Source organism: Priestia sp. FW507-14D1A, from assembly GCF_058781295.1.
Genome location: NZ_JBYSWQ010000002.1, coordinates 1,024,470 through 1,032,612 on the forward strand (window position 1 = coordinate 1,024,470; position 8,143 = coordinate 1,032,612).

The window sequence follows — 8,143 nt, forward strand, 5'->3', positions numbered from 1 at the left end:
ATCATCTAAATCTCTCTATCTCTCTCCTTATTATTTTACTGAACTTGCAGACAAAATTCCACTTTGCCGATATGTGAAATGCTGGATGCAACAAAAAAACTTTTCAGTAGTCAAAAGACCATTGAAAAGTTTTAGAAAAGCGAATTATTTTCTACTTTTACATCATGATTCCACCATCTACATGAAGTGTTGTACCGTTAATATAGTTGGACTCATCAGATGCTAAATACAGATAAGCATAACCAATGTCAGAAGGCTGACCTAATCTTTGTAAAGGAATCGTGGATTTCATTTGATCAATGATTTTGTCTGGCATCGCCTTCACCATATCCGTCTCAATAAACCCGGGAGCTACAGCGTTTACATTAATTCCTTTTCGTCCCAGCTCTTTAGCCCATGTTTTTGTCATTCCTACTACGCCTGCCTTTGTCGCCGCATAGTTTGTTTGACCAACATTTCCATATACGCCAGATACCGAAGATGTGCTAATAATTTTCCCTTTACCTTGAGCAATCATATGCGGTACCACTGCTTGTGTACAGTGAAAAACGCCTGTAAGGTTTACGTTGATTACTGCTTGAAAATTTTCAACTGATAATTTGGTTAGCATTCCATCTCTGGTGATACCTGCATTGTTAATTAAAATATCTATTTTAGAGTAGCGTTTCACTACTTCTTCTACCATTGCATCTACACTGTCTCGATCCGCTACGTTCACTTGAAAAAATGCTACATCTCCGCCTTCTTCTTTTAGCTGAGCTGCTCGTTCTTCTCCCGTTTTTGCATCGTAGTCAACCATAGCGACCTTTGCACCCTCTTGTGCGAATATTCGAGAAGCTTCGAATCCTAATCCATTTGCTGCACCCGTAATAATTGCCACTTTATCTTTTAATCTCATGTCACCCGCGCTATAAGACGCTTACTAACAACGATTAATCAGCAAGTCGCTTGAATCTTAGTAGCGCATTCCCCTCCTCAAAACGACGCCAAGCACGTCTTAATGATCATTCGGTGCTTTTCTAGTAATGATCCCTCTACTTACATCTTAGTAGTCAAGCTCAAAAATCATTCATATAATTTTTAAGAAAACGTTTTGAAATACATGAGGTGATAATACATGTTGAGAAAAAACATGTATATCTCTAGAAAACAAAGGGTTCATTACTTAGGTGCAACTAGGAATAGACATCTAATTTATTCCCATTTTTTTCTTTTATTTTAGCATATTTTTCATAATTGATAAACAAAAAACTTGTTTATTACTGGACAGATACTCTATATATGCATTGTTCTACCAACCGAATAAACAGACAAATAATTTCTTTAAGAAAAATTTTAAGATCCTTTCAAAAATGCTGTTGTATCCCTATAAGAAAAGGCTTTTCTATAGTTTACAATACCCCTTTTGGCTGTATGTATAACAAAAGACTGCCTATTAAAACGCAGTCTTTCATCACTATTTGTTATATATAAACAAACTATTTGTCATACTGTTTCACTTTAGATTTTTCATTTAATCTTCGTTCAATTTGTTTTCCAACAAGCCATAGAACAAAAATGATGACTAAAACAAGTACTGCTTTTAGAGGCTGTTTCACAAATGAAACAAAATCGGCCCCAATAAAGCTCATCATAAATATCATCACCATTTTACCGGCTAATACAGCAAGCATAAACTGAGCCATACTAACACGTGATAGCCCTGCTACTACATTAATTGCCGAAGACGGGGTAAACGGGAAACAAAGCATAATAAACAGCGGTCCGAAACCGTGTCTTTCTACCCAAATCATAATCTTTCGAATTTGCGCATGCCGGCTGATGAAATGTAAAAACCTCGCCTGTCCATATTTTCTAAAAATCAAAAAGACAAGCAGTGATCCAACGCAGCTGCCAACCCATGAAATTAAAAAACCTAACCATAAGCCAAAAGCAGCAGCATTGGCCATTACAAACGCAAAAAGCGGCAAGATAGGGATAAACGCTTCTAAAATAGGCAACAGCAGCCCTGGAATGATTCCAAATGATTGATATTGTTTTAATAACTCGAGGACGCCGTCTAACGTCAAATAATGCTTTAATGTTTCAAAATCCATCGAATGTTCTCCTTATTTAAACAACTGTGCTACTTTTCACTTATTGTACTACTTTCCTTTACCAAACAAAAGTTTTACAGCGTTTTACCTTTCCTGCCCTTTTACGCTTGCCATACAGCCTTTATTTACACACACATATTTGGTTGAACAGCCATGCACTTTTTACTGAGACTGTTTTAAATAACGTTTAAACCAGCTTGTTAAATATTTTAGTCTCGCCGTTCGTAAATTAGGCTTACCGCTTCTAGAAAGTTCATGATTAGACTGAGGAAAACGAATAAATTCTACTTCTTTATCTTTTCTTTTCAGGGCCACATAAAGCTGTTCAGCTTGTTCAATTGGACATCTGTAATCCTGTTCGCTATGCAAGATTAACAGCGGTGTTTTAACATTCTCCGCTAAACGAAGCGGCGAGTGGTTCCAAAGTTTTTCCGGATTTTCATAAATATCAGCTTTTAATTCCCATTCGGTAAAATAATAGCCAATATCACTAACGCCGTAAAAACTTGTCCAATTTGAAATAGACCGTTGCGTCACCGCTGCTTTAAACCGATTTGTACTTCCTACAATCCAGTTTGTCATAAACCCTCCGTAGCTTCCTCCTGTTACGCCAAGCTTATCTTCATTAATATAAGAGTAGCGCTTAACTGCTTCGTCGGTCACTGCCATCAAATCCGTATAATCCATGCCTCCGTAATCCCCTCGAACCGCATCTGTAAATGCTTGACCATATCCTCTGCCGCCTCTTGGATTAGAAAAGAGGATATTGAATCCTTTTGATGCAAGTACTTGGAATTCAAGCATAAATGTATGACCATACATAAGATGCGGACCTCCATGGATTTCTAAAATGGTTGGAGATACATCATTAGTAGCAGCAGCTTTTACTACCCAACTGTGGATATCTATACCGTCCGTAGAAGTGGCATAAAAAGATTCTGCTTGTGTGAGCTGCACATGCTTTAAAAATGAGTCATTAACGTTTGTCAGCTTCACTAATTCCTCTGTTTTTAAATTTAGAGAATAAAGATCTCCGGGATGTGTAAATGTACTGATTGCCACGATAGCTTCCTCACAATTGGGAAGAACAGATACCTCATATACGTGAGCATTATCCATAAGTACAGAGTCTAGCTTTCCATTCACAGTTCCTTTATATATGCCTACAGAACCCTTTTCACTTACGACAAAATAAAATTCTTCATTACTGCCCCACATAATTCCCGCTGCGGTTCTACCAAAGTGAAAATCTCCTGCTACCATATCTCCTATTTCTAAGTCTATACCAGCAGTGATACAAACTGTTTTTTGGTTAGAGATCTGATAAATATATATGTCATTCATTGAAGCCGATCCGTATGTACGTTCATTTCCAATGTATGCTATGTATGACCCATCCGGTGACCACGAAACTTGATGAAAATATCCTGTTTCCGCTGTAATAGATGTTAATTTTTTAGTATCACGATGCAAAATAAACACATCCATCGTTAGCGATAAATCCGGATTCTCTCCTCGGCTGCTGCAAAATACAATTGAGCTTGCATCAGGGGCCCAGCACCCTACAGAGTGATGATAAGGTCCATCCGTTACAAACGTCACTTCTTTATTTTTAAGTTTAACGAGAGCAACTTGAGTATATTCACCTTTTAAATAACCGCTAACATCGGATTTGTACAGTAAACGTTCCACTTCATACGGCTGGGGATGTTCATGATTTTGTTCAACTCTTACAGCTTTTTCTTCTACTTTTGTGGAAAACATAATTTCATCACTATAAGGAGACCATACCGGATTACTAACGCCTTTTTCAAGATCTGTGAGTGCTTCTGCTTCTCCGCCTGTCGCTGCTAATAGGTAGAGCTGAACGGCTTGACTGCGATCGGATAAAAAAGCAATCCACTTGCCGTCCGGGGACCAGGCGGGAGAATGATTATTTCCTTTGTAGTACGTTAATTGCTTAGTTTCTTTCGTTTCAAGATCTAACATAAACAGTTGCGTTTCATACGCATTTTCTATTTCCTTCGTTTTTCGAACCGTATAAACTACACTTTTTCCATCTGGAGAAATCTGAGGATTATAAACAGACTTCAATTCATACAAATCCTCTATCATTACCGTACGCTTTTTTAAATCATTCAATTTCTTCGCCCCCAAGGATTCATTTTTAAATCAAATAGTCAATCGATAAAAACGAAAATAGCGTTTCCCTCTTACTTTATCATTTCTAAAAATAAAAATCTAAAAATTTAGAAAATTAGTTGTTTTTTCTTCTTTTAATCTATATAATAATAAAAAGGGTGCAGAGGTGATGAGGTATGAACAATGAAAAATCGTACACGGAAATGATGAAGTCCCTCGCTCGCAAGAAAAAAGTAATTGATACTGTGAGTATGTTGGATGTTTATATCGAAATGGTAATTGATGAATCGCTTTTTAAGCGTCAAAAAGAACTGTTAGAAACAAACATTAACACGGCATTAGATCAACGTGATGAAATTGCTTTTTATGAGTTATCAGCACAGTACCAATCCCTGCTTCAAACATCTACTTAATATTTTAATAACTTAATTCATGTTAATGATTTATATGTACGTTTAACAGGCAGATCCTTTCTTCTCAGGAAGAACAGCTGTCTGTTAAATCGTGTTTACTACATAAAAAAAGATTCTTACATCTGTAAGAATCTTTTTTGTTAGGGTTTTTCCTATGAGTGGAAGTAACCGACCGTTCCACTCATAGATTTTTTTGTTATTTATGCGTCTGAAACTGCTCTTCTTCTGTGGAACCTTTTAAAGCTGTTGTAGAAGAAGTCCCACCAGAAACTACTTGTGCCACTTCATCAAAATAGCCCGTTCCTACTTCACGCTGATGTCTTGTAGCTGTATATCCATTTACTTCACTAGCAAACTCTCTTTCTTGTAACTCTGAATAAGCTGCCATTCCTCTTGTTTTATATCCTCGTGCCAGCTCAAACATGCTGTGGTTTAAAGCGTGGAAACCAGCAAGCGTAACAAATTGGAACTTGTAGCCCATTTTTGCGATTTCTCTTTGGAATTTTTCAATCGTTTTCTTATCTAATTTTTTCTTCCAGTTGAAAGATGGTGAACAGTTATAAGCAAGCATTTTACCTGGGAATTTTTCATGAATAGCATCTGCAAATTTTTGTGCTTGTTCCAAGTTTGGTTCAGACGTCTCACACCATACTAAATCAGCATACGGAGCATATGCTAAGCCACGAGCAATAGCTTGATCGATTCCCGCTCTCGTACGATAAAAACCTTCAGCGGTGCGTTCACCTGTAATAAACTGGCGATCTACAGGATCAACATCACTTGTAATTAAATCAGCGGCATCAGCATCGGTACGAGCAATCACAAGTGTTGGAACACCCATTACATCAGCAGCTAAACGAGCAGCAATCAAATTTTTCACAGCGGTTTGAGTTGGAAGCAATACCTTGCCGCCGAGATGACCACACTTTTTCTCAGAGGATAATTGATCTTCAAAGTGTACGGCAGATGCTCCCGACTCAATCATTCCTTTCATGAGTTCAAATACATTTAACTGTCCTCCAAACCCTGCTTCTGCATCTGCTACAATTGGAGCAAAGTAATCGATATCCCCTTCTCCTTCTAAATGCTGAATTTGATCGGCACGCTGGAGCGCTTGATTGATTCGTTTAACAACATGCGGCACGCTGTTTGCCGGGTATAAACTTTGATCAGGATACATGTTTCCTGAAAGATTTGCATCTGCAGCTACTTGCCATCCGCTTAAGTAAATTGCTTTTAATCCTGCTTTTACCTGTTGTACTGCTTGATTCCCTGTTAAAGCTCCTAATGCATGAACGTATGGCTCTGTTTTTAATAAGTTCCAGAACTTTTCGGCTCCTCTTCTAGCAAGCGTGTGTTCAATATCAATGGACCCTCTTAGCCCAATGACTTTTTCTGCAGAATATGGACGTTCAATTCCTTTCCAACGCTCATCGCTTTTCCAGTTCTCTTCAAGGTTTTTTACACGAATGTCTTTCATTCTTTATACCCCCTAATGAATTTAAAATTCTATATTCATAAAAATATAAAACGCAGCAGTTAGAATATGTCTGTTTCATGATGAAGTAAATTAGCAGTTTGCCATAATATTAGCAAGAACGTAGATGAAATAAGTAAGTAGTTGAAGGACATGTAGTAAGACTTAGCTGAGGTGAATATACGCTGAAAATTTAGACTGCTATCTTTTCAATCACAAATAACTATTCCTCCCTATTGTTATAAAACAGTTTTTATTTTACATACGTTATTATATAACAGTACTTCCGAAAATGAAACCTCCTTTTAGAATTTTTTTCCTACTCGCAAGGAGGCTTTTCTATTAATACCTACGTATAAAAGGCTTCATATATCCTTTACTTTTTCTTATATCACTTATTCATTTCTTTCATACTTCTCAACAAATGAAATTCTTTCCAGTATTGTTGGGTGACCATATCGGAAAATCTTCACTAAATACGGCGGATTTACCTGAGATAGTCCTGATTTCGTTAAGTCCTGAAACGTTTTAATAGCAGCTTGCTTATCTCCTGTTAGGTTCATAGCGTACGTGTCAGATTGAAGTTCATGATGACGCGACTGCATATTTGTTAACGGACTCACAGCAAATGTAAGAATAGAAAAAATAAGTAGAATAAGCGGTAAAGAATTTAAATCACTAAGAGAAGTAATTTTTAATGCTTTCCCCCATCTCTTAATCACAAAGCCGGCTAAATGTTTCGTTAGCCATAGGCCTACGATCGATAAAACTAATGCTGAAGCAATCCCTACATAAATATGTTTCTTTACATAATGACCCATTTCATGCGCCATGATAAACAAAATTTCACGTTCCGTTAATTTATTAAGAGTAGTATCCCATAACACAATTCTTGAATTAGAACCTATTCCCGTCACATATGCATTAAGGGAGTTCGTTTTTTCAGACATGTTTACTTCATATACATGCTTAGCAGGTATATGAGCTTCGTCTGCTAAATGTAAAATTTTCGTCTCCAGCTCTTTATTCTTTAATGGATAAAAATCGTTATATAATGGATCGATAACCACTGGTTGAATAAACGTCAAAAATAGTGTAAATGGAATAGATACTAGCCACGCATACAGCCACCATCTTTTTGAAAACTTACGAATGAATGCATATAACACAGCAATCACTAAAAACATGGTGGCATAGTTCACCCAAAAATCTGTAAAAAGATCTTTCATCCATCCTTGGAAAGGTTGCGTCGTAATATGATAAGCCTTTGAAAGCTTATAGCTAATCCAGTCCATAGGAAAAGAATAGATCAGCAGCAGAACGGATAACCAAAATACATAAATAGCAGTTTGGAGAAGACTGAAACGGCTGACATCTTTAGACCACTTATTAACTTTCTTAGACACACCTAACACTAAAATTAAAATAAACCCTAGCCACTCATATGGAATTCGGATAAAAAAGAGCGCATCTCTAATTTTTGAATATTTTTCGGTTAACATAAGTTCTCGTCCATTCATAAACGTAGCCGGGTCTACGCTGGTGCCTTTTAATGATTGTGGAATAGAGGTATCGCTTATATAGAATAAATACACCCAAATACACGCTCCATACACAAGAAAAACTCCGATGGACCACCAAACAATTTTTTTCACGCATTCCCCTCCTTTTGTACAAACAGTATGCCGCTATTACTATTGTAGGTTTTTTTTCGAAATTTAGAACAAGCGTTTATAGATGTGCTATAAGAAATGTAATTTGAGACGAGGAAATCATAGAAAAACGAAAAATAGAGTTTAGACAAAAGAATAAACTCTGTTTACAAACAAAAAAAGCAGTTTGCATATGCAAACTGCTTTTAAGATGACCCGTACGGGATTCGAACCCGTGTTACCGCCGTGAAAGGGCGGTGTCTTAACCGCTTGACCAACGGGCCAGTATGGCTCCACAGGTAGGACTCGAACCTACGACCGATCGGTTAACAGCCGATAGCTCTACCACTGAGCTACTGTGGA

General features: G+C 37.2%; 6 protein-coding genes and 2 tRNA genes. 1 reads left to right on the forward strand and 7 read right to left on the reverse strand.

Annotated elements, in window-relative coordinates; translation table 11 throughout:
- Nucleotides 1-157: 157 nt before the first annotated feature.
- The 3 genes from fabG to AC3WJG_RS13525 all read right to left on the reverse strand — a co-directional run bounded on the left by fabG (nucleotide 158) and on the right by AC3WJG_RS13525 (nucleotide 4,238).
- Nucleotides 158-898, reverse strand: a complete 741-nt coding sequence (gene fabG / locus AC3WJG_RS13515) for a 3-oxoacyl-ACP reductase FabG (RefSeq protein WP_013055347.1) — start codon at nucleotides 896-898, stop codon at nucleotides 158-160.
- Between the two features lie 580 nt (nucleotides 899-1,478).
- Entirely contained in the window at nucleotides 1,479-2,096 is a 618-nt protein-coding gene (locus AC3WJG_RS13520) for a TVP38/TMEM64 family protein (RefSeq protein ID WP_013081701.1), read from the reverse strand.
- Between the two features lie 162 nt (nucleotides 2,097-2,258).
- Nucleotides 2,259-4,238 (reverse strand): S9 family peptidase, encoded by a 1,980-nt coding sequence (locus tag AC3WJG_RS13525; RefSeq protein WP_102813601.1) that lies wholly within the window; start codon nucleotides 4,236-4,238, stop codon nucleotides 2,259-2,261.
- Between the two features lie 176 nt (nucleotides 4,239-4,414).
- On the opposite strand from AC3WJG_RS13525, the gene AC3WJG_RS13530 reads away from it, so the two are divergent.
- Nucleotides 4,415-4,651: an IDEAL domain-containing protein gene (locus tag AC3WJG_RS13530; RefSeq protein WP_013055344.1), complete on the forward strand. Its 237-nt coding sequence runs from the start codon at nucleotides 4,415-4,417 to the stop codon at nucleotides 4,649-4,651.
- A gap of 196 nt (nucleotides 4,652-4,847) precedes the next feature.
- On the opposite strand, the gene aceA is transcribed toward AC3WJG_RS13530, so the two are convergent.
- From aceA to AC3WJG_RS13550, 4 genes are all read right to left on the reverse strand, one after another.
- A complete protein-coding gene (gene aceA / locus AC3WJG_RS13535) occupies nucleotides 4,848-6,131 on the reverse strand; it encodes an isocitrate lyase (RefSeq protein WP_028407422.1) in 1,284 nt (427 codons plus the stop codon).
- A gap of 392 nt (nucleotides 6,132-6,523) precedes the next feature.
- Nucleotides 6,524-7,783: a M48 family metallopeptidase gene (locus AC3WJG_RS13540; protein WP_028407421.1), complete on the reverse strand. Its 1,260-nt coding sequence runs from the start codon at nucleotides 7,781-7,783 to the stop codon at nucleotides 6,524-6,526.
- A 209-nt stretch (nucleotides 7,784-7,992) separates the two neighbouring features.
- Nucleotides 7,993-8,064 (reverse strand) — tRNA-Glu (locus AC3WJG_RS13545).
- 4 nt (nucleotides 8,065-8,068) lie between these two features.
- Nucleotides 8,069-8,143: transfer RNA gene (locus AC3WJG_RS13550), tRNA-Asn, on the reverse strand.

What these genes read in the sequence shown, in the direction of transcription:
- fabG (WP_013055347.1), bottom strand. Translation starts at nt 898, where the DNA reads ATGAGATTAAAAGATAAAGTGGCAATTATTACGGGTGCAGCAAATGGA.
- AC3WJG_RS13520 (WP_013081701.1), bottom strand. Translation starts at nt 2,096, where the DNA reads ATGGATTTTGAAACATTAAAGCATTATTTGACGTTAGACGGCGTCCTC.
- AC3WJG_RS13530 (WP_013055344.1), top strand. Translation starts at nt 4,415, where the DNA reads ATGAACAATGAAAAATCGTACACGGAAATGATGAAGTCCCTCGCTCGC.
- aceA (WP_028407422.1), bottom strand. Translation starts at nt 6,131, where the DNA reads ATGAAAGACATTCGTGTAAAAAACCTTGAAGAGAACTGGAAAAGCGAT.